Source organism: Pseudoduganella rivuli (genome assembly GCF_009674485.1).
Taxonomy (GTDB): Bacteria; Pseudomonadota; Gammaproteobacteria; order Burkholderiales; family Burkholderiaceae_D; genus Rugamonas; species Rugamonas rivuli_B.
The window spans coordinates 431,274-454,317 of sequence record NZ_WKJJ01000001.1 but is presented as its reverse complement, the minus strand read 5'-3'; the positions used below and the strand labels follow the sequence as shown (position 1 = coordinate 454,317).

The 23,044-nt window shown below is 66.1% G+C and carries 22 protein-coding genes; 12 read left to right on the top strand and 10 right to left on the bottom strand.

The genetic code is table 11. The features are described from left to right. Position 1: 1 nt before the first annotated feature. From GJ700_RS01795 to GJ700_RS01765, 7 genes are all read right to left on the bottom strand, one after another. Entirely contained in the window at positions 2-1,360 is a 1,359-nt protein-coding gene (locus GJ700_RS01795; protein WP_229506736.1) for a DUF1329 domain-containing protein, read from the bottom strand. A gap of 20 nt (positions 1,361-1,380) precedes the next feature. Next, the gene (locus GJ700_RS01790) at positions 1,381-3,066 is read right to left on the bottom strand and encodes a DUF1302 domain-containing protein (RefSeq protein ID WP_154370926.1); all 1,686 of its coding nucleotides are present in this window, start codon (positions 3,064-3,066) and stop codon (positions 1,381-1,383) included. A 164-nt stretch (positions 3,067-3,230) separates the two neighbouring features. Further along, entirely contained in the window at positions 3,231-4,199 is a 969-nt protein-coding gene (locus GJ700_RS01785) for an IS1595 family transposase (RefSeq protein WP_154370925.1), read from the bottom strand. 116 nt (positions 4,200-4,315) lie between these two features. Beyond that, positions 4,316-5,125, bottom strand: coding sequence for an alpha/beta fold hydrolase (locus GJ700_RS01780; RefSeq protein ID WP_154370924.1), 810 nt, complete (start codon positions 5,123-5,125; stop codon positions 4,316-4,318). Next, entirely contained in the window at positions 5,122-5,958 is an 837-nt protein-coding gene (locus GJ700_RS01775; RefSeq protein WP_154370923.1) for a DODA-type extradiol aromatic ring-opening family dioxygenase, read from the bottom strand. Before GJ700_RS01775 ends, GJ700_RS01780 begins: the two co-directional genes overlap by 4 nt. After that, on the bottom strand, positions 5,951-6,256 hold the full coding sequence (locus tag GJ700_RS01770; RefSeq protein WP_154370922.1) for a subunit of meta cleavage enzyme: 306 nt from the start codon (positions 6,254-6,256) through the stop codon (positions 5,951-5,953). The genes GJ700_RS01775 and GJ700_RS01770 overlap by 8 nt, the downstream gene beginning before the upstream one ends. Continuing rightward, positions 6,253-7,410: an alpha/beta hydrolase family protein gene (locus GJ700_RS01765; RefSeq protein ID WP_229506735.1), complete on the bottom strand. Its 1,158-nt coding sequence runs from the start codon at positions 7,408-7,410 to the stop codon at positions 6,253-6,255. The genes GJ700_RS01770 and GJ700_RS01765 overlap by 4 nt, the downstream gene beginning before the upstream one ends. A gap of 211 nt (positions 7,411-7,621) precedes the next feature. Here GJ700_RS01765 and GJ700_RS01760 point away from each other — a divergent pair, with 211 nt between their 5' ends. Then, positions 7,622-7,990 (top strand): hypothetical protein, encoded by a 369-nt coding sequence (locus GJ700_RS01760; protein WP_154370920.1) that lies wholly within the window; start codon positions 7,622-7,624, stop codon positions 7,988-7,990. On the opposite strand, the gene GJ700_RS01755 is transcribed toward GJ700_RS01760, so the two are convergent. Both GJ700_RS01755 and GJ700_RS01750 read right to left on the bottom strand, forming a co-directional pair. Continuing rightward, positions 7,978-8,829 carry a beta-keto acid cleavage family enzyme gene (locus tag GJ700_RS01755; protein WP_154370919.1) on the bottom strand — a complete coding sequence of 284 codons (852 nt, stop codon included), beginning with the start codon at positions 8,827-8,829 and terminating at the stop codon, positions 7,978-7,980. The two genes, GJ700_RS01760 and GJ700_RS01755, sit on opposite strands and share 13 nt — an antisense overlap. A gap of 146 nt (positions 8,830-8,975) precedes the next feature. Then, positions 8,976-9,938 carry a helix-turn-helix domain-containing protein gene (locus tag GJ700_RS01750; RefSeq protein WP_195763743.1) on the bottom strand — a complete coding sequence of 321 codons (963 nt, stop codon included), beginning with the start codon at positions 9,936-9,938 and terminating at the stop codon, positions 8,976-8,978. A 231-nt stretch (positions 9,939-10,169) separates the two neighbouring features. On the opposite strand from GJ700_RS01750, the gene GJ700_RS01745 reads away from it, so the two are divergent. The 3 genes from GJ700_RS01745 to GJ700_RS01735 are packed head-to-tail and all read left to right on the top strand — an operon-like array spanning position 10,170 to position 13,751. Further along, complete coding sequence (locus tag GJ700_RS01745; RefSeq protein ID WP_154370917.1) at positions 10,170-11,294, top strand: FAD-dependent oxidoreductase; 1,125 nt, start codon at positions 10,170-10,172, stop codon at positions 11,292-11,294. A gap of 43 nt (positions 11,295-11,337) precedes the next feature. Continuing rightward, positions 11,338-12,606, top strand: a complete 1,269-nt coding sequence (locus GJ700_RS01740; RefSeq protein WP_154370916.1) for an MFS transporter — start codon at positions 11,338-11,340, stop codon at positions 12,604-12,606. Between the two features lie 11 nt (positions 12,607-12,617). Then, positions 12,618-13,751: a methyl-accepting chemotaxis protein gene (locus GJ700_RS01735; RefSeq protein ID WP_154370915.1), complete on the top strand. Its 1,134-nt coding sequence runs from the start codon at positions 12,618-12,620 to the stop codon at positions 13,749-13,751. A 109-nt stretch (positions 13,752-13,860) separates the two neighbouring features. On the opposite strand, the gene GJ700_RS01730 is transcribed toward GJ700_RS01735, so the two are convergent. After that, the gene (locus GJ700_RS01730; protein ID WP_229506734.1) at positions 13,861-14,481 is read right to left on the bottom strand and encodes a TetR/AcrR family transcriptional regulator; all 621 of its coding nucleotides are present in this window, start codon (positions 14,479-14,481) and stop codon (positions 13,861-13,863) included. Between the two features lie 174 nt (positions 14,482-14,655). On the opposite strand from GJ700_RS01730, the gene GJ700_RS01725 reads away from it, so the two are divergent. The 8 genes from GJ700_RS01725 to GJ700_RS01690 are packed head-to-tail and all read left to right on the top strand — an operon-like array spanning position 14,656 to position 23,036. Then, complete coding sequence (locus tag GJ700_RS01725; RefSeq protein WP_229506733.1) at positions 14,656-15,093, top strand: DUF2147 domain-containing protein; 438 nt, start codon at positions 14,656-14,658, stop codon at positions 15,091-15,093. A 28-nt stretch (positions 15,094-15,121) separates the two neighbouring features. Further along, the gene (locus GJ700_RS01720) at positions 15,122-16,015 is read left to right on the top strand and encodes a TorF family putative porin (protein ID WP_154370913.1); all 894 of its coding nucleotides are present in this window, start codon (positions 15,122-15,124) and stop codon (positions 16,013-16,015) included. Positions 16,016-16,032: 17 nt separating this feature from the next. Beyond that, positions 16,033-17,655 carry a xylulokinase gene (locus GJ700_RS01715; RefSeq protein WP_154370912.1) on the top strand — a complete coding sequence of 541 codons (1,623 nt, stop codon included), beginning with the start codon at positions 16,033-16,035 and terminating at the stop codon, positions 17,653-17,655. Further along, positions 17,642-18,277, top strand: coding sequence for a class II aldolase/adducin family protein (locus tag GJ700_RS01710; protein WP_154370911.1), 636 nt, complete (start codon positions 17,642-17,644; stop codon positions 18,275-18,277). Before GJ700_RS01715 ends, GJ700_RS01710 begins: the two co-directional genes overlap by 14 nt. Then, positions 18,274-19,776 (top strand): aspartate aminotransferase family protein, encoded by a 1,503-nt coding sequence (locus GJ700_RS01705; protein WP_154370910.1) that lies wholly within the window; start codon positions 18,274-18,276, stop codon positions 19,774-19,776. The genes GJ700_RS01710 and GJ700_RS01705 overlap by 4 nt, the downstream gene beginning before the upstream one ends. 4 nt (positions 19,777-19,780) lie before the next feature. Next, positions 19,781-20,425 (top strand): class II aldolase/adducin family protein, encoded by a 645-nt coding sequence (locus GJ700_RS01700; RefSeq protein ID WP_229506732.1) that lies wholly within the window; start codon positions 19,781-19,783, stop codon positions 20,423-20,425. Positions 20,426-20,439: 14 nt separating this feature from the next. Continuing rightward, positions 20,440-21,597, top strand: a complete 1,158-nt coding sequence (locus GJ700_RS01695) for an MFS transporter (RefSeq protein ID WP_154370909.1) — start codon at positions 20,440-20,442, stop codon at positions 21,595-21,597. Continuing rightward, entirely contained in the window at positions 21,594-23,036 is a 1,443-nt protein-coding gene (locus GJ700_RS01690) for an aldehyde dehydrogenase family protein (RefSeq protein ID WP_154370908.1), read from the top strand. Before GJ700_RS01695 ends, GJ700_RS01690 begins: the two co-directional genes overlap by 4 nt. Positions 23,037-23,044 lie beyond the last annotated feature (8 nt).

The following is a 23,044-nucleotide window of genomic DNA, read 5'->3' as shown; positions in this document are numbered from 1 at the left end:
GTCAGCGCACGCCTTCGCCCGCCAGCGCGTCCGGCGTGAAGTAGCTCTCCGGCTGGCGCTTGCCCACGCTGATCTGTTCCGGCTTCTCGTTCATCATGTTGTTGGCGATCCAGTCGCCGGACTGCAGGTTGTAGTGGCCGAACGGGCCGGCCATGACGGCCGGGACGTCCGGCGCCACGATCGGCAGGTACCAGAAGGTTTTCCACAACTGGCCCTTGGCATCCCAGCCGTCGGCCAGTACCGCCAGCCAGGTATCCTCGTCCAGGTAGAAGCGGCGCTTGGGGATCACGTGGCGCTTGCCCGCAGCCAGCGTGGCTTCGACTTCCCAGACGCGGTGCAGTTCCCAGCGCACATGTTCCGGGTTGAGGTGGCGTTCCGCCATCGCGTCGCTATCCTTGGCCGGGGCGAAGATCTTGTTGGCGTTGTACGGAATCAGCATTTCGCGTTTGCCCACCAGCTTCCAGTCGTAGCGGTCCATGGCGCCGGAGAAAACATAGATCTCATCGAAGTTGGACACGCCCGAGGTCACGAACGACGGTGTGTCGTAGGCGGCATTGGGCAGCTTGCGCACGCGCCGCTGGCCGGTGAGGTATTGCCAGCTTTGGCGGCCGATCGCCACCGGGTCCATCGGATCGCGGATCAGCAGCGCTTCGCCAGCTTTCTGGGCCGGGCCATTGGTCACCAGCCGCAGCAGGTACGGTTCCTTCTTGTAGCTGTCCAGCGAGCCTTCCTTGTAGTAGTAGGGCATCTGGATGTCGACCACGGAGTCGGATACCTGCACTTTCTTGCCATCGGCCGTCGTGATCCAGGTGTTGATGCGCGACCGGTAGGCCTCGCCCTGCCAGCGCAGATTGTGGTTCCACATGGCCTCCTGGCCGGTCTTTGGAATCGGGAAGGGCACGCCGCCGTATGCGCCTTCGACGGCGAAGCCGTTGTTGACAGTCTTGGCGCGGGTGGCGTTGGCCAGCGTATTGTCATAGACCCATTGCGGGGCCTGGGCGGTGCGGTGGGTGGGATACACTTCCATCCGGTAGCCCGGGTACTTCTTGAACATGGCTTGCTGGCCCTCGCTCAGCCTGGTGGCATACTGGGCCAGGTTTTGCGCGGTCACGACATACAGCGGTTTTTCATTGGCGAAGGGATCGGTCCGGCGGCCGCCCTGCCTGGCGTTGCCGCCCTTGAAGCCGCCTTCCCATTCGGGAATGCTGCCATCCTTGTTGCCGGCGCGCTCCCCGCCCAGTGGCGTGAGCCTGGTTTTCAGTTGGGCGGCCTCGTCGGCCGATACGGCGGCCATGGCGCCAGGGACGCAGCTTGCGGCAATGGCCAGCGCGGCGGCGAGTACGGAGAGAGTTGGTTTCATATGCTTGGCTTTCATCGGGATCAGAAGGTGCGCGACAGGGAGAAGGAAACGAAGTCGCGGTCTTTCAGCGACTGCTGGAACGAAAATGCGTTGGTGGCGGTGAGCACGGTGCCGGCCCTGCCAAAGAAGCGGACATAGGTGACGCTGCCCTTCCAGGTCTGCAGGTAGTCGCCGCTGACACCAATGCTGAGGTCACCGCCCTTGGTGGCGCCGCCATTGAACAGCGTGGTAACCGACGAGCGGCCGTACGGGTTGTAGCCGAGGCCCACCGGAAGCGACAGGTCCAGGCCGGACGCCGCCTGGAACCACATCGGCGAGAAAATGGCGCGCATGCCGAGCGCGTCGCGGGTGCTGTTCGGATCGAGTGCGGCGGCATTGCGCGTGATACTGGTGCGCCGGTTCCAGGCCCCCTCGAACATCAGGAGGCCGCCATCCCACACGGCGCTGCGGCTCAGGGTATGGATGGCCGAGACCTGCGCGTGCAGGGAATTGCCGACCGGGTAGAGCGGATGGTCGTCGTTGTCCGAGCGCTCGCCGGGATGGACCATGACCGAGCCGCCCGCCGCCACCAGCGGGGTGTTGCGGCGGACCGAGATTTCCGCAGCCAGGTTGGTGTCATCGATGGACTTGGAAGCGCTGGCGCCGAAAGCGCGGATGCCTTCGGGATAAATCAGGCGGTAGCTGCCCAGCGCAGGGAAGCCGCCGTCAGGCGACACTTCGACCACGAAGTTGCGGGAATGGAAGCGCACGGCATACAACCCCAGGTCATAGTCGCTGCCGGCCGGGCGCCAGCGCAACTGCAAGCCGCCCTGGCCGGACGACCTGGCGTGCAGGTCGTGTGCGCGCACGAACGTCAGCGCGCCCACGCCGGGGGCGAAGCCGGCCAGCAGGCGCTCGCCGCCGCGGTCGAACACGTCGGTACGCGAGAAGTAGCTGCCGGCGGCGGGAATGCGGTTTTCCTCCCAGTCGAACTGATAGTAGGCGCCGGCGCTCAGGTTCGGTGTCAACTGCAGCTGGCCGGAGACCTGGCTGGTCGGGCGGATCAGTTCCTTGAATTGCGAGTTGGGGACCGACAGCAGCTTGATGAGGTCGACCGGCGCCTGCGCGCCGGCGATACCGTTGTCGCCGAAGAACAGGCTTTCGCCCCACAGCAGCGCATGCCGGCCGGCGCGGAACGAGGCGCTCATATCGCCCAGTTCTCCTTTACCGAAAACAAAGGCGTCCAGCAACTCCGCCTTGCGGCCATGCAGCTCGCGGGTGGCTTGCGTGAAGCGGCCGGCCGGCACCGACATTGGATTGTAGGTGGCGGCGTTGCCGTTGTCGGTGGCGCGATGGTAAACATCGTCATACCAGGCCGCGGCGCTGACGCGGCCGCCCAGGTTGTGGAAGGTGATATCGAGTTCCGACAGCAGGTCGACGCGGTTGGAAATCAAGCCCTTGCCGAAGTTGCGGTCACCATCGTCGAGGTTGGCGTTGGCGCCGCCGACCAATACTGCCGATGGGCGCGACAGGCGCGCCGCCGCGCTGTACTTGAGGGTGTTATCCCAGCGTACCCGCAGCTCGGGGTTGCCCGTATCGAATTCCGCCGCCAGCGCTGGCGGCGCAGCCACGAGCGGCACCAGCAGGGCGGCCAGCGCAGGCAGCGCGGGCAGGCGTGTGCCGCGCGTGTGGGCCGTGCGGGTAACGGGGAACGGAAGTTGATGCATGCTGTCTCCTTGGTTTATTAGTGGTCCCGGACCGGGATGGGAAAACATTACAGGACGGCGCAGCGGCCTTTTGTCTGCCTGTGCGGACGGACTTGACTGAACTCGGCGCTGTTGCGCGGCGCGGAAAAAATGGCGCTGCGTGCTGGCTTAGCCAAAAAAAATGGCTATGTCACCGCAAACCGTGGAAAGTGTCCAATTGCCGCTTTAAGCAGAGATTCCGCGCTATCGATGCGATGTGCATCAAGGATGCAGCGCCAGCCCAGGTAGTTCGGCAGGTAGCGCGTGGCGACGCCGTGGAAACGGTGCATCCAGGCCCGGAAACGGCTGTGGTAGGCGTTGACGTTTTGCACATGCAGCGCGCCGCGCGTGCGCACACCGGCGCGCAGGCTGACCGCTTCATGGGTGATCCCGCTCTCGCGGGCAAAGGCGCGGTAAGCCGCGTTGGCGTCGGTCACCAGCAGGACGTCGGGATCGAGCGCCGGCCGCAGGCACTGGTGCAGGGCGGTGCTGGTGAGCGCGCCGCGTCCTGTGACGAAGTCGAGCGTGCGGCCATTGCGGTCGCGCGCTACCAGAATGCACACCTGCTCGTGCGAAATGCCGCGCCGGTGTGCATGCCCACCCCGGCGTCGCGGGGGGCGGTCCAGGTGGCGTGCTCCCTTCTGCGATTCCAGCAAGAACATTTCGTCGGCCTCGGCAATGCCATGCAGCAGCGGTGCGCGGTCGGTGCGGGGCAGCGCCAGGAAGCGGTGGCGCCAGCGGAACGTGGTATTGCGGTGCACGCCGAGGTGGCTGGCGGCATGGCGCAGCGAATGCGACGCCAGCATGCCGTCGAGGTAGGCCAGCCAGCGCTCCTTATAGTGGAGCCGGGCCAGCGGCGTGCCGGTCAGCGTATTGAAGGTTTTGCCGCACGTGCGGCAGCGGTAGCGCTGCAGGCCGCTTTCGCGGCCGTGCCGGTACCAGCGGGTGCCGGCGCAGCGCGGACAGCACAGTTTTTCCTGCGCCGCCTGGTCCAGCAGCCTGCCCACCTGCTGCCTGGCGTCGGCCTGCCCCAGCCGGACCTGCAGCTGGGCGTATTGCCGTGAAGTCAGTAACGCCAGTTGCGCCAACAGCGATGCGAATGCCTGCGTTTCCATGATCTGTCTCCAGCCCCGGGATGATATTGCTTGGACCGGGAACGAAAAGCAGAGTTCCACGAAGTTTGCAGACAGCGCCAAAAAAATTGCCGCACGAGGCGGCAAGCGTTACGGTCTCAGGCCTGCGCGCCAGGCGGCGCATGGACGCCTGGCAGCAGGACACTGTGCAGGAAAGCCCCGGCCAACTCGGTGAAGGCGGTCGGCTGTTCGACATTGCCCAGGTGTGCCGCCCCTTCCAACAATGCGAAGCGGGCGTGCGGGATGGCAGTGGCGATGGCTTGTCCCGCCGCTGGCGGCAGGGCCGCGTCGTGTTCGCCTGCGATGACCAGCGTCGGGCAACTGATCGCCGCCAGCCGGTCGCTGTGATCGAGCGCCTGGATGGCCTGGATCGCATCGACGTAGCCCTGCGCACTGGTGGCGGTAATCAGGTCCTGGATCCACGCCATGGTCAGCGGGGCGTTGCGCACGAAGCGGGGTGTGAACCAGCGCGCGATCGTGGCTGGCGCCACGCTCGCGTAGCCGCCCTCGCGGAAGGCGGCAATGCGCTCTTGCCAGACATCGCGCAAGGCAGCGTTGGTGGCGGCGGCGCCGTGCGCCAGCACCAGTGCGCGGCAGCGCGCCGGATAGGCCAGCGCAAAGGCTTGCGCCACCATGGAACCCAGCGACAGGCCAAGCAAGGCCGCCTGCTCGACGCCGTGGCGGTCCAGTTCGGCCGCCACCGCCGCGGCGTAGCCGGCCATGCTGCCACCTCCTGGCAGCGCAGCGCTGGCGCCATGGCCCGGCAGGTCGATCAGCAGCAGGCGCAGGCTGCGGCGCCATACCGCCAGCTGTGGCGACCACAGCTCGGAGGAGGTCGCCAGCGAATGCAGCAGCACCACGACAGGCGCACCGTCAGGCCCCAGCAACTGGCTATGCAGCCGGCTCATGCCGCCTCCTCGCCATCGACGCGCCAGCGCACCAGGCCGATACCGGTGAACCAGGCCGGCATCGGCTTGTAGAGGATGGTTTCGGCCGGGGCGCCGCCCGCGGCGCCGTGGGCCACCAGCCAATTGCGGATTTCTTCGGCGCCATTGCCCGCCTCGTTGACATGGTTGGCGGCATAGTCCGTCAGCGCGGCCTCGTTGCCGCCGGCAAGGTGTTGCAGGAAGGTGCGATCGAAGCTTTCATTGACCATGCCCATGCGCGGGGTCGCCACGTCATGGCTGATGCCTCCCGTTGCCAGCAGCGCCACCCGCTGCGCGCCCTGGTAGCTGCGCACCGCCGCGCCGATCGCCTTGCCGAGTTGAAGGCAGCGGCGCATGGTGGGCAGCGGTGGTTGCACGCAGTTGACCAGCAGCGGCACCACCGGCACCGCTTCCATGCCCGCCAGTACCAGCGGTACGATGGTGCCGTGGTCCAGGGTCAGGTTCATCGACAGCGCCGGGTCGAAATCATGCTGCAGCGCTTCGCCCAGCAGGTGGGCGCCCAGCGACGCGTCGCCCGTCAGCACCGATTTCTCCACCTTGAGCCAGTGTTCGACCGGTGTCGGATAGCGGTCGGCGGCGCCGATGCAGAAGGCCGGCAGGTTGTCGAGGAAGAAGTTGTGCAGGTGGTCGTCCGATACCACGATCACCACGTCCGGCCTGGCGGCCAGGATCTCCGAGCCGACCTGCTTGAAGGCGGCGTAGATTTCCAGGCGGTCTTCCTCGCCGATCGCGCCAGGGAAGTTGACCATGGACGGGACGTGGCTGACGGCGTGCACACTGACAAGCTTAGCCATGGGCCACCTCCGCCAGCGCGCGCAGGGACGACAGGAACACTTCCTCCGGAATGCGCATGCCCAGGCAATGGGCGCGCAGCAGGTAGGGACTGACGCCGTTCAGGTACATGGCGCCGATGTCGTCGTTGCTGATGGCGGCCTGCAGTGCAGGTTCCAGAGGCAGCGCGGCGACGTACGCGGCCGGGTCGCGCCGGTAGCGCTCCAGTTCGGCCGGCTTGTGGTGGATATCGTAGAGCACCTTGTTCATCCAATAGGCTTGCGGGGTGGGCATGTCCTGGCGCCAGTTGCGGGCGGTCATGGCTGCACTCCTTCTTGCACGCGTGCCGCCAGCCAGTTGACGATGGTCGGCAAAGTCTGGGGGGTATGGCCCATGTGCCCACCCGGGAACAGGCGGACGTGCTTGGGTGTTCCATGTTCGGTCAGCAGGTGCACGTCGTCGATCGGACACTGGCGGTCCTCCTTGCCGTTCACCAGCAGCAGCGGGGCGCTCGGCTTGTCCAGCAAACCCTGGTCGAGCAGCGACAGGCGGCGGAACCCTTCGATGTATTGCTCGTCGTTGGCCGCGCCCAGCATGCGGCAGCGGGTTTCGACCAGTTCCATCAGGTAGCTGTCGGGATAGCGCGAGGCTTCCACCCAGCCTGGCTGGAACATGTGGTGCGCACCGCCGCCCCAGTTGACCGCGCCGGCGATCAATTCCGGGTTGGTGTGGGCCAGCTTGGTGGCCCAGTAGCCGCCGAACGACCGACCGAGGCAACCGACCCGCTTCGCCTGCAAGTCGTCCTGGGCCGCGGCCCAGGCGAACACGGCCAGGAACTGGCGCTCCGCATCCTGTACGCCCCGCACCGGCGACTCCCCGGTGCCGGCGTTATCCATGGCGATGGTGGCGATGCCGCGGGCCAGGAAGGCGTCGCTGGCGCCGGTCATCTGTTCCTTCCAGGCGTCGACGCCGCCCCACATCACCACCACTGGCGGACGTGGCACATACTTGGGACGGCGGTACAGGACCACCACCTCATTACCTTCGCCCTCGCGGCCGGTGAAGGGGATGCGCACTTGACGCACTGGCGTTTCCCACGCGCGGGCGGCGAGCAGGTAGGTCTTGCGCTCCATTTCCGCGCAACGCAGCTTGTCAGGATGGTTAGGGCAGGGGAACCGGCCCATGAAATACAAGCCGCTGGCGCGCATGTACAGCGCTGATGCCGCCACGGCGCCGCTGGTGCGTTCAGCCGCTTCGGCCTGCGCCAGGGCGGCGTCGCCGGCGCCGCCCCACACGGCGGCCCAGCTTGCGCCGTCCAGTCCGGCAAGGCTGTCGATCAGGGGCAGTGCATCTTCGGGGGCCACCGCATTCATGGGGTGGGCGCGCGCCGCCAGCTTGGCGCGCATCCAGGCTTTGGTTTCTTCCAGGGTTTTCGGCCGGCCGCTGACGGCGCCCGTGTTCGCTGCAGTGTTCAAGGTTTCTCCTTCGATTTCAGCGCGCGGCGGATGCCGACGCAGCAATGAGGAAAATTGTAGGCGGGGGTGTGCAGGGAACATGCCCGCCCCTGAGCTGGTTGTTGACCCTGTGTGCGTAGTGTTTTGTCTCGCCCGGCTGTTTGCGTGATGGCGGTTGACCAGCACGGTGGCGCCAACTACATTGGCTCGGAGAACTGATGGCGGAGGAAAGATGAGCATGCATGTTGATGGCAGCGCCGGGCCGCGCGAGGAGGGCGAATTGCAGCGCTATCGGCATGCCCTGCAAGCCGCTTTGGGCCTGGCGGCGAGCGCCCGGTTCGAAGTGGGGGAAGGTGCGGGCCATGTGTTCGCCTATAGCCGGGCTGACGGCGTGATCTACGTCCTATTGAAGGCCCGGCGGCACGCGACGGCGCGCTTCAGTTTCGTCAGCACCGCGCTGGCGCTTTCCGGGCACCTCGGCAAGCTGGTGGTTCCTCGCCAGAACAGCTTGCGGGCAGTGTTTGCGGATGGTGCGCCGCCGGACATGGTGACGGCGTACCGCTTCGCGGTCGAAGACCCGGGCGGGGTTCAGGCGCCGTAGAGGGCGCGGGTTTCAGCGGCGGACGCCAGCGGCCTGCCGGTGCCCATCGCAATGGCGGCAACGTTACGCACCAGATCGGCGTTGCCGTCGGCCACGCTGCCATCGGGCAGATGGACATTGTTTTCGAAGCCTATCCGAACATGGCCGCCAAGCGCGATGGCGGCGGCCATGCAGCGCGCTTCCGCGACGCCAAACGCGCAGGCCGACCATGGCCAGTCGCTTGGCCATTCGTGCAGGAACGGCAGCAAGCCGGTCGCCTCGGATTGCTGGCCTGCCGTGTAGCGCCCCAGCACAAACAGGGCATGCGGGCGCGCGTGCGGCACCACGCCGCTGCGTACCAGTTGCCTGAACCTGGCGGCGTCCTCCGCGCTATAGAGGATGTATTGCAGGGCTACACCTTGCCGCATGGCCCAGTGGAACAGGTCGCCGCTGGCCTGTTCATGCGACTTGTCAGGGATCAGTTCACGCAGCGCTACGGAAGCGGCCTGTGGGTGCAGTTCGCGCAGCAACGCGCGCTGCTGCTCAGGCTGGTAGATGCCAACCGCTTCGGTGGTGACCTGGACCAGCAGGCGTTGGCCGAGCGCGGCATCGAGTGCGCGCAAGACTTCCCGGTAGCGCTGTACGTCCAGGCTATGTCCGCCTTTGTCGTCGCGCACATGCAAATGCAAGGCGGTGGCGCCGGCCTCCGCGCAGGCTAGCGCTGTTCGCACCATGTCTTCACTGCTCATCGGCAGGGCAGGATGATCGCTGCGGGTCTTGCGTGCGCCGTTGGGAGCGACGCAAATGGCCACCGGCGCCACGCCGGCGCCGGGAACTACGGGGTTGGTCAGTATCGTCATGGTCTGGGACGCCGCGCTTGCGCGTGGCGGATCGGAATACGCAGGATTGCTTTGCCGAGCATGCGTATCGGCCGCGCGCCGGTCAACCAAAAAACGCGGCAATGCCATTCCAGTCAATAAACCGGCCAGTCCTGGTCAAAACAGCGTCAGGCGTCTGGCGCCTGCGACTGCTTGCGGAACTCGCGTGGCGACACCTGGTAGCGTTCGCGGAATGCGCGGCTGAAATGGGCGACGTCGCTGAAGCCCCAGCTGTAGGCGATTTCACCGATGGTCCGGCTGCGCAGTGCGGCCGAACCCAGCTCGCGGCGGCAGTTCTCCAGGCGGCGGTTCCAGACGCTTTTCATCAAGGTCACCGTCTCGTCGTCAAACAACTGGTACAGATAGCGCGCAGAGAGGTTGGTGGCGGTCGCGATCATGTTCACGTCCAGCGCCGGGTCGCTCAAATGGTCCTGGATGTACTGCGAAACCCGCTCGCGGTGGAATTGCCTGAGCCGGGACTGCATCATCGTGTCGGAACGGTCCAGCGCCGTCAGCGCTGTCGCCAGCACGCTGGGAATCAGGTCCGCGATGCGGTCGGCCGTGTCGTCGGTCAGCTGCGGCACCATGTCGAACAGTTCGTCCATGACGGCGCGGAACATGGCGCCCGGCCCGCCGTAGCCGGGAATGGTCATGGCGGTCAAGTCGTCGATGTTCGGCACCAACTGGCGCATGCGGTCGCGCGGAAGGTAGACCGAGTGGGTGCGGATGTCGCCGGTCTCGATGTGGAAGGGGCGGGTCGGGTCGAGCACAAAAATGTCGCCGGCGGTGACGCGGCTCTCGCGCCCCTCCTGCGCCACCGTCGCTATTCCTTCCTTCTGCAAGGTGACGAGCAGGCGCGACGCCTGCTGTGGGGGTTTGCGCACGTAGGAGGTCGAGTGCGGAGAGAAGCGGAGGGCAGCGAAGTGCAGGCGGTTGCTGCTGTACGCCGACATGCTGGTACGGAGCGGCTGCTGGTTGGTGGTCTGCACCGCCAGGTCCATGGAAAACAATGCATCCATTTTTTCCTGGAACATGCGGGCGCGCCGTTCGTGCGGCGCACCGTCGGTGCTAAAGGTTTCAGTTTCGATCATGTCTCCCCCCGGTGTATCCCGTGTGATGGCTGGTTCCGGGGATGACCCGTCCGCCATTTCTAATGCGTCGTTGGCCGATTATGCAGCAGTCCGGCAATAGTCCGCAAGGAAAAGGCCGACGCCGCATCCGATCAAATCCGGACGCAGAGCGAAGCAAGGACGTTGCCGGTGTTTCGGTAAGGTTGCAGCATTCGGCGGCGCGGTGCCGCGGTCCTTTACAGTGAAATAAACATGTTCAATAAACAACCCATACTGGTCGTCGGCGGTGGCATCGCCGGCATGTCCGCCGCCATCGCCTTCCGTTCCGCGGGGGCGGAAGTGGAACTGGTCGACCTGGATCCGCAATGGCGCGTGTACGGCGCCGGCATCACCATCACCGGGCCGACGCTGCGCGCCTTCAAGGCGCTTGGCATCCTGGACCAGGTGGTCGAAGCCGGATACACGGCGGAAGGGCTCAATGTCTGCGACGTGGACGGTGAAGTCCGCCATCAGGTGATGACGCCGCGCCTGGACGGCGGCGCGGTGCCGGGCGCTGGCGGCATCCTGCGTCCCACGCTGCATCGCATCCTGTCGGAGCGCACGCTGGCCCTGGGCGTGAAGGTCGCGCTGGGCGTGACGGTGGACGCGCTGGAGCAGACCGATTCCCAGGCCAATGTCCGCTTCTCCGATGGCCGTACCGGCAGCTACGCGCTGGTGGTGGGCGCCGATGGGCTGTTCTCGCGTGTGCGCGACTTGATCTTTCCAATGGCGCCCAAGCCCCGCTATACCGGCCAGGCGTGCTGGCGCCTGATGATGGCGCGTCCCGCAGCGATCGACCGGCGCCACTTCTACCTTGGCGGTCCGGTCAAGATCGGCCTCAATCCCGTTTCCAGGGACGAGATGTACATGTTCCTGCTCCACCCGAGTGAGCAGAAGCTGCGCTTCGACGACAGTGAATTGCACCTGCGCCTCGGGCAACTCATGGAGGGGTATGGCGGTGTCCTGGCCGAGATCCGCGCGGGGCTGTCGCCGCAGTCGCGCATCGTTTATCGCCCGCTGGAAGGCATCCTGGTGCCACAGCCGTGGTACCACGGCCGCGCTGTCCTGATTGGCGATGCGGCGCACGCCACCACGCCGCAGCTGGCCTCCGGCGCCGGCCTGGCGGTCGAGGACGCGCTGGTGCTGCAGCAGGAGTGCAGCAATACGCCCGACGTGGCCGGGGCGCTGGCCTGCTTCATGCGGCGCCGCTTCGAGCGCTGCAGGATGGTGGTCGAGAATTCGCTGGAACTGGGGCGCCTGGAAGTCGCCTGCGCGCCGGTGGCGGTGCACACCGCGTTGCTGGAAACGTCGTTGGCGGAACTGGCCAAGCCGATTTAAGCGTCACATCGCTGCATCGTTACAATAAGACAGGAGACACTCGATGGAAAAGTTAATGGCAGGCGGGATAGCGCCGGTCCCGGAGAACCGGCCGGGATATCCCGGCTGGATAGTGGCCGTGGCGTCCATGGTGGCGCTCGTGTTCGGGCCAAGCACGATTGCCGTGCTGAGCTTCGGGCTGTTCATCCGCCCCCTGGAGCAGGAGTTTGGCTGGAGCAGGACAGAAATCGCGCTGGCCAGCACGTTCATTTCCTACACCATCATGCTGATCTCGCCCCTGCATGGCTACCTGACCGACCGCTACGGGCCGCGCAAGATCATCTTGCCGTGCATACCCCTGTTTGCGCTGGGCCTGGCCATGCTGTACTTCCTGCCGCCGGTGCACGCGGTTTATTACGCGGCATGGATCATCCTGCCCATCCTGGGCATAGGCCTGTTCCCCTTGTCTTATCTGCAAACCGTAAGCACCTGGTTCAGTGGCCGTCTCGGGCTGGCGCTGGGCATCGCCAACGCCGGCATCGGCATCGGCGGGGTACTGCTGCCCCTCTTGATCGGTTTCCTGATCAATACATATGGCTGGCGTATCGCATTTGCCAGCCTGGGCGCCATGACGCTGGCGGTGAGCCTGCCTGCCGCCTGGCTGTTCGTCCGGGAGCGGGAGCGCCAGCCCGGCGCGCAGGTCCGGACCGCCGGCCAGAGTGGCGCCGCTTTTGGCGACGCGGTGCGCAGCCAGCGCTTTCGCTTGCTTGTCATTTCCTTCCTGATCCTGGGCTTTATCAACACAGCGCTGGTGGTACACCAGGTGCCGCTGCTGGCCGACGCCGGGGTGCCAATGGCGCGTGCGGTGCTGGTGCAGTCCGTCTACGGCATGTTCGTGCTGATCGGCCGCGTCATCACCGGCTTCCTGATCGACAGGTTCGCGCCCGCGCTGGTCATGATGGGCTTCGTGCTGGGCGCCTCGCTCGCCTGTGCCCTGTACGCGCTGGGTGTGAACAATGCGTTGGTGTTCATTGCGGCGGCCTTGTTTGGCCTCGTATTCGGGGCCGAGTTCGATGTACTCAGCTATTTGCTGAAGTCGTTCTTCGGCATGAAGTCCTTCGGCCGGCTCTATGGTTTGATCTTCGCGCTGTTCCAGTTTGGCGCCGGCTGTGGCGCGGCCTTCCTGCCCCTCAGCAGGGCGTATGCGGGCGGATATGCCCTTGGCATGTGGGTATTTTGCGGCATGACCATGATCTGCGCCTTGTGCCTGTACCGGCTGTACCGATGCGGGGATCGGCAGCCCGCGGAGCTGGCTGCCAATGCGACGGCCTAGCGGGTGGCGCCATGATCAACCAGCAGAGCGATGCGCGCGGCGTACCTGGCCGCGGAAAGCTGTCCGGGCCGCTGCATTTCTGGCAGCGGTTGCCACTCAAGCCCAAGCTCAGATTGACCTTTCTGCTGATGGCGGCGCTGCATGCGCTGCCGCTGGTGGCTCCCCCACAATTGCTGCCCGCCATCCACCTGGTGGGGATGCTGGCTTGCGCGGTGCTGGGCTTGACCCTGTACCGCTCCGTCATCCCTCCGCTGGACCGGGCGCTGGGCGACCTGGGCCGGTTTGGCGTGGGTGACCTGCGGGTCCCCCCGGAAGCGCGGCATGGCGGCTACCGGCTGGTGCTGCTGGAGCGCGCCATCACCGCTTGTCGCGCCAATGTACAGTCCGCGATCCGCCAGATTGCCGCGTCGGCGCAGGTGGTGGAGCAGGGGGCCAGCCAGCTGGCGGCCGGCAACACGGATTTGCGGGCGCGTACCGAACGCCAGGGGCGGGCGTTGGAACGGACGGCGGCTACGGTGTCCAGCCTGGCGCGCATGGTCCGCACCAACGAGGCCAGTGCCGGCGCCGCCCTGGCCCTGGCGCAACAAGCCCGGGCCAGTGCCAATACAGGCAGCAATGTGGTGGACCAGGTGGTGAGCACCATGCTGGCGATTGGCAATAGCACGAAAGACATCGCCTCGACGGTGGGGATCATTGACGATATCGCTTTCCAGACCAATCTGCTGGCGCTGAACGCAGCCGTCGAGGCGGCGCGCGCGGGGGAGCAAGGCCGGGGCCTGGCGGTGGTCGCGGCTGCCGTGCGTGAACTGGCGCAGCGTTCCGCCGATGCCGCAAGGGAGACCAAGCGCAAGATCGGCGCCGCGGGCACCAGCATAGCCGCCAGCAGTGTGCTGGTGGCCGAGGCTGGCAAGTCGATGGCCGCGATCCGCGCCTCGGCGGATGGGGTTGGCGCCGTTGTGGATGAGATCGTTACGGCCAGCGCCGCGCAATCCGAGGGGATAGCCCAGGTCGCGCGCACGATTCAACAGTTGGAGTCGGTGACGCGGCACAATACGGATTTGGTTGATGGCGTGGCCGTATCGGCCGATGCGATGGCCGCCCAGGCCCGCAGCCTGGCGGGCCTGGTGCAAACTTTCCATATTTAGCCGTGTGCCGGGCCAGTCCAATTGAGCTGCAGTCCGGTCCAAGGGCGCGTCTGACCGGCCGCCGGCATGACATCCGGTACCGCTGCGGGAGCGCTTTTAACCAGCCGCCTTATGGATGGCTGGCAGGCGCCACGCCTCCACGCAGCTTGGCCAACTGGCTGGCCACCATGGCCGCCACCACCTGCGCCACCGCTTGCGGCTCCAGCGGCGCGTCGAACAGTAACTCGACGCCGGCATAAATCATGTCGACCGCGATCCGTCCCACCAGCAGCAATTCTTCGGGCGGCACTTGCGGGAAGGCCGCCACCAGCACGCCCGACTGCTCTTCCGTGACCTTGCCGTGCGATTCCAGCCGTACCTTTTGCACGGTCGGCACCGCATGCAGCGCGCGCAGGATCCAGACCCCGCCTGTGGTTTCATTGGTCACCCGGTAGGTGTCGAGCAACAGCCCGGCCAACGCCTGTTCCAGGTCTTCCACCGAGCCGGCCAGCGCTTCCGGTGTAATCCATTTCGGGATCAATTCATTCTGGCGCTGCATCAGGCGCTGTCCCAGTTCGCATAACAGCGCATATTTGTTGGGGAAATAGCGGTACAGCGCCGGCGGCGTCAGGCCCGCCTTTTCACACACCATATTGGTTGACAAACGCTCGATGCCCACATCGGCCAGCAATTGCGCCGCCACTTCCAGGATCAATTCATAGGTTTCCGTCGCCCGCTGCTGCGCGGGCATTTTTTTTGTCGCAAGACTGGGGGCGTGCGGGGTGCCGCGGATAGTCATGGGTCAGGCCGGTAGTGAAGGTGCGTCAATTATGACACAGCCATGTCAAAAGTCGTTGCAAAACGATAGTCATCGCTATACGATAATCATCACTATCTTTTAAAATGTTGAAAACCAGGAGGTGACATGTTTCAAATGCAACGGTTTTTCCCGGCGCTGTGGATCGGCGCCATGCTGGCGGGCGCATGGCACGGCAGCGCCGGCGCCGCGTCCGAAGACGCCAAAGGCTTGTGGCTGACTGCGCAAAAAGATGCGGTGATCGAATTTTCCGCCTGTGCCGACCGCCCGGCAGCGCTGTGCGGTCGCATCGTGTGGGACAAGGATGCGGGTACGCCGGCTGATACCTGTGGCATCCAGGTGGTGCAACTGAACCGCTATGAGCAGGATGCATGGCGCGATGGCTGGGTGTACGACCCGCGCGATAAAAAGACGTACAAGGGCGTGGTGCGCGCCGCCAATGGCGTACTGAAAATCCGCGCCTTTATCGGCGTGGAAATCCTCGGCGAGACCGAACAGTTGACCCCGCTCGCCGCGTTGCCTGCCACACCCGCCTGCAAAAAATAACCAATCAACCAGATCAAAGGAAGCCGCCATGCGAGTCCCAACCCCGCCAGCCATTGCCGCCTTCACTATCATTGCCGGCATTGCCGGCGCCGTGCCCCAGGCGCTGGCCGGCGAACGCGAAACAGCCACGTACCAGTTCGAAACCGACGTCAAAGTATTGTCGGAGCAGCGCACGCGCGGCGTGTCCGATTCCCTGATGCGGCCATCCGTCAAACTGGGCATGCAACTGGTCCATGAAAGCGGCCTGGTGGCAGTGGCCGATATCGTGCGCGTCAGTAAAAAACAATTCCTGGGTGGCGATGGCGTCGGCGTCACGCTGGCCGGCGGCTACCGTTTTGGCGATCCGGAAGCCTGGCATTTCGGCGCCGGCATGGCGGCGGAGTTCTTTCCGGGCGCGAAATTCGAGGCGCCGCACAGCTTCGATATGGACACGTTTACGCCGGGCGCCATGCGCAGCACCCGCTATGACAGCGGCTTCGCGCTGGTGGAGGTGGGGTATGGCGCCCTGGAAGCGCGGCTGCTGGATGTGGTCTCGAAAACATACCGTGGCGCGGATACCGGCGGCGTGTGCGGCGCGATGCTGCAATTTGCCGTGGACCCGACGGCGGCGCTGGCGTGCTATGCGCGCGGTGACCGCAATTCGCGCGGTTCGCTGCTGTTCGACATCGATTACAAATTCGCGCTGGCGCCCGCCACGACGCTGACCCTGCACGCCGGCCGTCAACAGGTGGCCAACTTTGCCGAAGCCAGTTTCAACGATTACCGCGTCAGCGTCACGCGCAAGCAATGGGGTATGGAGTGGAACGCGGACTTTGTCACCACCCGCACCCGCGCGCGCGAGCTGTACATGGTGCAGGACGGCGACCGCGTGCGCGCCACCGACAATCGCCGGCTGGTGCTGTCCGTTTCCCGCCGTTTTTGAGCCAGTTTGGGCGCTATATGACTTCTTTTTCTACACAGTCCGGCCGCGCCGCGCCGCTGGTGCTGGCGCTGGACCTGGGCACCTCGGGTTGCAAGTGCGCGCTGGTGACCCTGGATGGCAAGGTCGAGGCCTGGGCATTCGAGCCGGTGCCGCTGCACATCGATGGCATGGCGGCGGAGCAGGATCCGAACGACTGGTGGCAAGCCTTCCTGCGCGCCGCATCCCGGCTGTGCGCCGATGCCGGCATGCGCCGCCGCATCACGGCCGTCTGCTGTTCAACGCAGACCGAAGGCACGGTGTGCGTGGATGCGCATGGCAATGCGCTGGGGCGCGCCATGCTGTGGCTGGACATGCGCGGCGCGGCGCCGATCGCCAGGCGCGCCCGCAGCCGGCTGTTCAACATCGAAGGTTACAGTCCGCTCAAGCTGTGGCGCTGGCTGCGCCTGACCGGTGGCGCGCCCGCGTTGTCAGGCAAGGATTGCGCGGGCCATATCGCGTATATCCGCGACCATGAACCGCAGCGCTATGAGCGCACCGCGGCGTTCCTGAACGTGCTCGATTACATGAATTTGCGCCTGTGCGGCCAGTGCTGCACCACGCGCGATTCCATCCTGACGGCATGGGTCACGGATAACCGCGATCCCAACCGCATCCGCTATGACGACCGCCTGATCCGCATGCTGGGCGTTGATCGCGCCAAGCTGCCGGAGATCGTGGCGTCGACCGACGTGCTGGGCGTCGTGCGGCGGGAGCTGGCGGAGCAACTGGGCCTGCCCGCCGATACCGTCGTCGTTGCCGGCGCCACCGATACTTCGGCGGTGGCGGTGGGCGCGGCGGTGGCCGATTTCGCGCCGCACCTGTACCTGGGCACGTCGTCATGGATCGGCGCGCACGTGCCGTTCAAGAAAACCGATGTGTTCAGCAAGATCGCCTCGGTGCCCTGCGCGGTCGACGGCCGCTACCTGGCCATGGGGCTGCAATCGACGGCGGGCGCCAACCTGTCGTTCCTGCGCGACCGGATCCTGTTCCACCCGGACGAATTGCTGAGCGACGAAGAGCGGCCCGACGTGTATGAGGTACTGAACGTGATCGCGGCGCGGGTGCCGCCGGGCTCCCGCGGGCTGATCTACATGCCCTGGCTGTTCGGCGAACGCACGCCGGTTGACGACCCGAGCTTGCGCGCAGGCCTGGTTAACCTGTCGCTGGACCATACCCGCGAAGACATCATCCGTGCGTTCATGGAAGGCGTCGCCTTCAATACGCGCTGGATGCTGGAGCCGTTCGAGAAAACGCTGGGCCGGCCGACCGGGCCGATCGCCGCGGTCGGCGGCGGCGCGCAATCGGCGCTGTGGTGCCAGATCATGGCCGATGTCACGGGCCGGCCGGTGCGCCAGGCGGAAAGCCCGATCGAAGCCAATGCCATCGGCGCCGCCTATATCGCCGCCGTCGGCACCGGCGCACTGCGCTTCTCTGATATCCCGGCGCTGCAGCGCTACCGGCGCGTGTATGAACCATCGTCCGGTTTGCGCCGCCTGTATGACGATCGCTTTGCCGTGTTCAAGGAATTGTGGCGCAAGCTGGCCCCGATTTACCGCGGCCTCAACCCCACTACGGAAGGAATCACCCATGCTCGCCCATAAAGAACGGCAGCGCATCGTCGACCTGTGCGTCGACCTGTCGCGGCGCGGCTACCTGGCTGGCACCGGCGGCAACGTCGCCCTGCGTATCGATGCCGGCCACTTTGCCGTCACGCCATCGGCCACCGATTACCTGGCGATGGGTGCGGCCGACGTCTGCGTGGTGCGTCTGGCCGACCTGCACCTGGTGGAAGGCGAGCGCGCGCCATCGGTTGAAACCGGACTGCATGCGCGCGTGCTGCGGTTGCGGCCCGACGTGCGCTGCAGCATCCATACCCACCAGCCGGTGGCCAGCGCCTGGGCGCTGATGCGCGAGCCGCTCACGCCACCTGGCGCCCGCTCCGGAGACGGCGTCCCGATGGTCGGCTATATGCCGTCTGGATCAGGCCTGCTGACGCGGCTGGTCGGGCGCGCCGTGCGGCCGGGCGTCAACGCCTACCTGATGCGCAACCACGGCGTGATTTGCTGTGGCGTCAGCGTGGAAGCGGCGGTGGCTGCCGTCGATGACCTGGAACGCCTGGCGCGCCGGCAACTGGCGCACCGTATTTCTCAGCGCGCGGCGGCCCGGCCGGACCGCGCTTTCGCTTTGCAACGAGTTTTGACTGCCCTGGAAGGAAAATCATGAACGCAACCCTCGAACTGAAACCGTCGACCGCCGGCAAGCCGGCCACTTCCGCGCCGCCGGCGCCCGCGATTTCCGCATGGCCCGACACCGGCACGCTGTACCGCCGTTTCGATGCGCTGGTGCGCCAGCCGATGCGTCCGATCCGCAAGGAAAACATGGCCAAGGTCATGCGCTATTTCGATGAGCGCTGCCAGCGCTCGAAGAAGGTGGCGGAGGCCGCGAAAACCGTGATCCCGGGCGGCGTGCAGCATAACCTGGCCTTCAACCATCCGTTTCCGCTGGCAATGGAGCGGGCCGAAGGGGCGCATTTGACCGACGTCGACGGCAACCGTTATATCGACTTCCTGCAAGCCGGCGGACCGACCCTGCTGGGCTCCAACGACCCGCTGGTGCGCCTGAAAGTCAACGAAGTGCTGGAACAGTGCGGCCCGGTGACCGGCCTGCTGCACGAATATGAAGTCAAGCTGGCGGAGCTGGTGTGCCAGGATATGCCGGGCGTGGACATGCTGCGCTTGCTGGGCTCCGGCACGGAGGCGGTGATGGGGGCGGTACGCCTTGCGCGCGCCTATACCGGTAATAAATGGATCATTAAAATCGGCGGCGCGTACCACGGCTGGAGCGACCAACTGGTCTACGGCATGCGCCTGCCCGGCACCGGCCGGATGGAAGCGGTCGGCATCCCGCAGGGCTCGACGGCCCACACGCAGGAGTGTAACCCCAACGACCTGGAAGCGTTGCGCCGCAAGTTGCGCCTGAACCGCCTGCGCGGCGGCACCGCCGCCGTGCTGCTGGAACCGCTGGGGCCGGAAAGCGGTACCCGTCCCGTGCACCACGACTACAACCGGCAAGTCCGGGCGCTGTGCGATGAATTCGGCGCCTTGCTGATTTTCGATGAAGTGGTGACGGGCTTCCGTGTCGGCCCCGGTGGTGCGCAAGCCTATTTCAACGTGATGCCGGATATCACGGTGCTGGGCAAATGCCTGGCCGGCGGCTACCCGATGGCGGGTGCGATCGGCGGGCGGCGCGACGTCATGATGATGCTGGTTGGCGGCATCGGCACCACGTCCAAGCGCGCCTTCGTTGGCGGCACGCTGTCGGCCAACCCTTTGTCGTGCGTGGCCGGTTATCACGCGCTGCTGGAAGCCAAACGCACCGACGCGGCGGGCAAGGCCGGCCGCGCGGGCGACCGTTTGCGGCGCGGCCTGGAAAGCATCATTGACCGGCTGGGCTTGCCCTACGTGGTTTACAACATGGGTTCCATCGTGCATTTGCAGACTTCCGGTGTGCTGCTCCTGGACACCAGCAACCTGTACAAGCTGTGGCGCGTGAAAGACGAAGCGAAGGCGCGCAAGCACATGATGGAGGAAATGGGCGCCGCCTATTCCGCGCATGGATTGATCACGCTGGCGGGCAGCCGCATTTATACCAGCCTGGCCGATACCGACGACGTGGTCGACGATGCGCTGAACCGTTTCGAAGACGTTTTCAAATTGGTGTGATGCCATGGAGATGCCATTGGAGACGCAAACCAGGGAGCAATGGCTGCGGACGCGCGACCGTCTGCTGGCCAAAGGCTTGCTCGGCGGGCAGGGCGCCAGCCTGTCGGTGCGCTGCCCGGGCGGCGAGGCGATGTGGGTGGGCGCGGTGGGCGACCGCGCGCCGCTGCTGGCGCCATGGAGCGGCCCGCAGCCGGCCGGCATGGCGCGGTTGCATGCGCAGGTGTATGCGGCGCGCCCCGGCGTCGGCGCGGTGGCGTGGGGCGGCGGCGATTTTGGCGCCTGCCTGGCCGATTTCGGCGGGTTGCTGCCGCAAGTGTTCGACGAGCAGGCGCGCCATATCGGCCCGATGGCGTCCGCCTCCGACAGCGACGAGCGGCTGGGCGTCGCACTGCGCACCGGGGGCAATGCGCTGCTGTGGCGCCATATGCCACTGTGCATGGGGACCACCAGCAATCGCCTGGCGCTGAATGTCGAGTTGTTTGAAAAATGCGCCAAGGCGTATGTGCTGGCGGTGGCGGCCGGGGGCAAGGTCAAGCCCTTGCCGTGGCTGGTGCGGCACGTCGCGAATGGACGCATGACGAAGGACCAGCGTAACGCCGCGGCGGCGTTTGCGCGCGGCCAGCTGCCGGTCGAGAGCAGCGCATACTAACTTGGGACGACACCATGAAAATTGTCACTGCACAGGAGTATTCAAGCGGGCAAGCCGGCGCCGCGCTGCTGACCGGATCGGCCGCCCTGCTGATACTGGGTTTGCAGCCGATCCTGCTGGGCGAACTGGTTGCCGGCGGCGCGGCGTCGATGGAGGGCGTGGGCGTCGTCGCCATGGCCGAAATCATGGCGCTGGGGCTGGGTGTGGCGCTGGGCGACTGCTTGTTGCCGCTGACACGCTATCGCCTCGTGACGGTGCTGGCGGCGCTGTCCGCCGCCGGCTTTGACATCGGCAGTTGCGGCGCCCATGGCGATATCGAACTGGCCGTGTGGCGCGCGGCGGCGGGCCTGGTGGAAGGTATCCAGGTCTGGGCCGCCACCTGTGTGATCGTGCGCAGCGCGAAACCGGACCGGCTGGTGGCGGTATTCATGGTGGTGCAGACCGCCAGCCAGTCGGCCGCGGCGGCCTGGCTGGCCTGGGGCGTGATTCCGCATGGCGGCTGGCAAGCCGGATTCCAGGCGCTCGCGTTGCTGGCCATGCTGGCGGTATTGTGCGCGCCGTGCCTGCCTTACGCGCTGCGGCCATTGCCGGCCCCGGCGTCGGGCAAATTCAGCTGGTCGGTCCAGGCTGTTTTACCGTTGGCGACGGCGTTCCTGCAAATGTCTGCCATCGGCGCGTTGTGGGCCTATCTGGAACCGCTGGGCCTGGCGGCCGGGCTCAATGCGCAAGCCACGCAATCGGTGGTGTCGATGGCGCTGCTGACGCAGGTGCTGGGCGGCGTTGCCGCCGTAGTGCTGATCCGCAGACTGGCCGTGGTGCGCACACTGGGCGCCGGGATTGCGCTGCTGGCGGCCGTGTCCGGCGCGATAGGGCTATTGCCCGCCGGCCAAAGCACGGCATTTGTGCTGCTGTGCGCGGTCTTCGGCTTCGTCTGGCTGTTCCTGATGCCATTCCACGTGGCGCTGGCGTTCCGCGCCGATCCCGGCGGCCGGGTCGCGATGCTGGTGCCTGCTGCCCAGTTGCTGGGCTGCGCCATCGGTCCGTTGGTGGCGTCGCTGCTGATCCATGGCGAGGATGCGGCGCCGGTGCCGCCGGTCAGCGCATCGTTTGCCGTTGCCGCGCTGGTGACGGTGTTGTTGTGCCGGGCCGGGCACGCGGGGAGGTCGAAATGAATGCCGCCCTGATGCGGGAAACGCCGGCCGCCGTGATCGCGCAATGCTTCGCCGCGCAGGGGCCGCGCGCGCTGGCGCTGCGGGACTCGACCGCGGCGCAGCGTATCGTCAAGCTGCGCCGGCTGCAGGCGGCGTTGCTGGAGCGGCGCGCGGCGCTGCACGCGGCCTTCGCGCGCGACTTCGGCAAGCCGGCCGCCGAAGTGGACTTGAGCGAGCTGGTGCCGGTGCTGGACGAAATCCACGCGGCGGTCTCCCGGTTACATCAATGGATGCGGCCGCGCCGCGTGGCGCCCACGCTCACCACGCTGGGCACGTCGGCGCGCGTGCTGTACCAGCCAAAGGGACGCTGCCTGATCATCGGGCCCTGGAATTATCCGGTGTCCACCGTCATCGGCCCGCTGGTGTCGGCCGTGGCGGCGGGCAACACGGTCATCATCAAACCGTCGGAATTCACGCCCGCCGTCAATGCCGTACTGGACGAAATGCTGGCCGCTGTGTTCGAAGACGACGAAGTCGCCGTCCTCCACGGCGCCGTGGCGACAGCGCAGGCGCTGCTGGATTGCCCGTTCGAACACATTTTCTTTACCGGCTCGCCTGCTGTCGGCAAGCTGGTGATGGCGGCGGCCGCGCGGCACCTGGCGTCGGTCACGCTGGAATTGGGCGGCAAGTCGCCGGTGATCGTCGATGACAGCGCCGACCTGGGCCGCGCCGCTGAGGTGATCATGTGGGGCAAGCTGCTCAACGCGGGGCAATCGTGCGTCGCGCCCGATACCTTGTTCGTGCAGCGCAATGTGCATGATGAACTGTTGCGGCGCTGCCGTGAATTGATTGCTGCGCGCTACGGTAAAACCGATGGCGACGTGGCGGCCAGTCCCGACCTGGCGCGCATGATCCATGCCCGCCACGCGGGCCGTATCGGTGCGCTGATCGACGATGCGCGCCGGCTGGGGGCGCAAGTGGTGGCGGGCGGCGGGCATGACGCGGAGGCGTGTTATGTGGCGCCGACCCTGCTTGCCAACGTGCCGCCAGCCGCGCAGTTGGCGCGGGAGGAAATCTTTGGCCCGGTGTTGCCAGTGGTGGCATTCGACGCCATCGACGAGGTGCTGGCGCATATCAATGCGGGCCCCAAGCCGCTGGCGCTGTACTTATGGAGTGCGCACCAGCCCACCATCGCCCGGGTGACGCAGGCCACCAGTTCGGGCAGCGTGGTGGTCAACCATTGCATGCAGCAATATGCGCACACGGGCCTGCCGTTTGGCGGTGCGAACAATTCCGGCATCGGTAATTCGCATGGCTGGTATGGCTTCAAGGCGTTTTCCCACGAGCGCGCCATGCTGCGGGGCGGCGCCGTGTTGCTGGTGAAGGCATTTTTCCCACCCTATACGCGCACCAGGCAGCGCCTGCTGGATGCGCTGATCGGCTGGCTGCGCCGGTTCTGATACCGCCG

Bases quoted from the DNA above. Each gene is read 5' to 3' on its own strand.
- GJ700_RS01795 (WP_229506736.1), bottom strand. From the start codon at position 1,360: ATGAAACCAACTCTCTCCGTACTCGCCGCCGCGCTGGCCATTGCCGCA.
- GJ700_RS01790 (WP_154370926.1), bottom strand. From the start codon at position 3,066: ATGCATCAACTTCCGTTCCCCGTTACCCGCACGGCCCACACGCGCGGC.
- GJ700_RS01785 (WP_154370925.1), bottom strand. From the start codon at position 4,199: ATGGAAACGCAGGCATTCGCATCGCTGTTGGCGCAACTGGCGTTACTG.
- GJ700_RS01780 (WP_154370924.1), bottom strand. From the start codon at position 5,125: ATGAGCCGGCTGCATAGCCAGTTGCTGGGGCCTGACGGTGCGCCTGTC.
- GJ700_RS01775 (WP_154370923.1), bottom strand. From the start codon at position 5,958: ATGGCTAAGCTTGTCAGTGTGCACGCCGTCAGCCACGTCCCGTCCATG.
- GJ700_RS01770 (WP_154370922.1), bottom strand. From the start codon at position 6,256: ATGACCGCCCGCAACTGGCGCCAGGACATGCCCACCCCGCAAGCCTAT.
- GJ700_RS01760 (WP_154370920.1), top strand. From the start codon at position 7,622: ATGAGCATGCATGTTGATGGCAGCGCCGGGCCGCGCGAGGAGGGCGAA.
- GJ700_RS01755 (WP_154370919.1), bottom strand. From the start codon at position 8,829: ATGACGATACTGACCAACCCCGTAGTTCCCGGCGCCGGCGTGGCGCCG.
- GJ700_RS01750 (WP_195763743.1), bottom strand. From the start codon at position 9,938: ATGATCGAAACTGAAACCTTTAGCACCGACGGTGCGCCGCACGAACGG.
- GJ700_RS01745 (WP_154370917.1), top strand. From the start codon at position 10,170: ATGTTCAATAAACAACCCATACTGGTCGTCGGCGGTGGCATCGCCGGC.
- GJ700_RS01740 (WP_154370916.1), top strand. From the start codon at position 11,338: ATGGAAAAGTTAATGGCAGGCGGGATAGCGCCGGTCCCGGAGAACCGG.
- GJ700_RS01735 (WP_154370915.1), top strand. From the start codon at position 12,618: ATGATCAACCAGCAGAGCGATGCGCGCGGCGTACCTGGCCGCGGAAAG.
- GJ700_RS01730 (WP_229506734.1), bottom strand. From the start codon at position 14,481: ATGCCCGCGCAGCAGCGGGCGACGGAAACCTATGAATTGATCCTGGAA.
- GJ700_RS01725 (WP_229506733.1), top strand. From the start codon at position 14,656: ATGTTTCAAATGCAACGGTTTTTCCCGGCGCTGTGGATCGGCGCCATG.
- GJ700_RS01720 (WP_154370913.1), top strand. From the start codon at position 15,122: ATGCGAGTCCCAACCCCGCCAGCCATTGCCGCCTTCACTATCATTGCC.
- GJ700_RS01715 (WP_154370912.1), top strand. From the start codon at position 16,033: ATGACTTCTTTTTCTACACAGTCCGGCCGCGCCGCGCCGCTGGTGCTG.
- GJ700_RS01710 (WP_154370911.1), top strand. From the start codon at position 17,642: ATGCTCGCCCATAAAGAACGGCAGCGCATCGTCGACCTGTGCGTCGAC.
- GJ700_RS01705 (WP_154370910.1), top strand. From the start codon at position 18,274: ATGAACGCAACCCTCGAACTGAAACCGTCGACCGCCGGCAAGCCGGCC.
- GJ700_RS01700 (WP_229506732.1), top strand. From the start codon at position 19,781: ATGGAGATGCCATTGGAGACGCAAACCAGGGAGCAATGGCTGCGGACG.
- GJ700_RS01695 (WP_154370909.1), top strand. From the start codon at position 20,440: ATGAAAATTGTCACTGCACAGGAGTATTCAAGCGGGCAAGCCGGCGCC.
- GJ700_RS01690 (WP_154370908.1), top strand. From the start codon at position 21,594: ATGAATGCCGCCCTGATGCGGGAAACGCCGGCCGCCGTGATCGCGCAA.